This window comes from Nocardioides fonticola (assembly GCF_039536805.1).
Lineage (GTDB): Bacteria > Actinomycetota > Actinomycetes > Propionibacteriales > Nocardioidaceae > Nocardioides > Nocardioides fonticola.
In genome coordinates this window covers 1-1,163 of sequence record NZ_BAAAZH010000022.1, presented here as the reverse complement: position 1 = coordinate 1,163, position 1,163 = coordinate 1, and the positions used below count along the sequence as shown (strand labels likewise).

Annotated in this window: 2 protein-coding genes; both read left to right on the top strand. The window is 72.7% G+C overall.

Annotated elements, in window-relative coordinates:
- On the top strand, positions 1–584 hold a 584-nt coding region (locus ABD671_RS14760), incomplete at its 5' end, for a hypothetical protein (protein ID WP_344734182.1).
- Positions 581–1,163 (top strand): hypothetical protein (locus ABD671_RS14755; RefSeq protein ID WP_344734181.1); only part of this gene is annotated, 583 nt, incomplete at its 3' end. The genes ABD671_RS14760 and ABD671_RS14755, both read left to right, overlap by 4 nt.

Here is a 1,163-nt window from a genome sequence, read left to right as displayed (position 1 = left end):
GCCGCAAGGCCCGGATCCTGGGCGCCGGCCCAGCGATCATCGACGCCACCGGCACCCGCCGCCGTCTCCAGGCGCTGGTGGCGCTCGGCTGGACCTACGCCGAGATCGGCGACCGCCTCGGCTGGCAGGCCGCCGCGGTGTCCCACTACGCCGGCGGACGACGTCTGCGGATCCACGTCCGCAACCACGCCGCCGTCGTGAAGATCTACGACCAGCTGTCCATGAAGGTCCCCGCCGAACGCACCAGCCGGCACCCGAAGGACTCCTTCACCCGTGACCGGATCCGCGCGATCGCCCGGGCGAAGGGCTGGGTACCGCCACTGGCCTGGGATGACGACGACATCGACAACCCCGACGCCCGGCCGGCGACCTGCGACACCGACCGCGGGGCCGCGAAGCGAGCCGCGCGCGCCCAGGCACTCGCCGACATCGCATCCCGTGGCGGAACGCTCACCGAGGCAGCCGATGTCCTCGGCATCGCACCCGGGTCCCTGCACACCTGGTGCGCGCGCCGCGGCCACCACGACCTCTACGCACGGCTGACCGGACGCTCGACGGGTCACCGGATGGGAGTCGCATCGTGAAGTACTCCGTCCGCCCCCTCTCCGACCGCTCCTGGCTGCGCCCGCCGTCGAAGCGCCAGGCGACCCGGTTCTCCGCGAGCTGGAAGGAGACCGAGCAGCTGCTCGTCGAGGAGGTCGACCGGCTCAACGGCCGCGCCCTGGTGATCGAGGTCGACGTCCGCGAGCAGGACCTCCGACTCGACGGCACCCTGCGCGCGAACGCCCGCGAGGCCGCTACCCCAGCTGTCGTGGTCGCGTTCGAGACCACCAAGCACGGCCCGATGCTGTACCGCTGCGACACCTTCACCGCGCCGTACCGGTTCCAGGGCCCGGACTGGCAGCACAACGTCCGCGCGGTCGCGCTCACCCTGCAGGCGCTCCGCGCGGTCGACCGTTACGGCGCCACCGACACCGGCCAGCAGTACACCGGCTTCAAGGCCCTCCCCGGCGGCCACGCGATGCCCGCCCCCACGATGGCCAAGGACGACGCCGTCCGGCTGCTGCACCGCATCTCCCAGCTCGGCGCCGACAGCAGCGCCACCATCCCGCAGCACTGGTCCCTCGAAGCGCACCACAAGAAGGCCCGCGCCCGAGCGCACC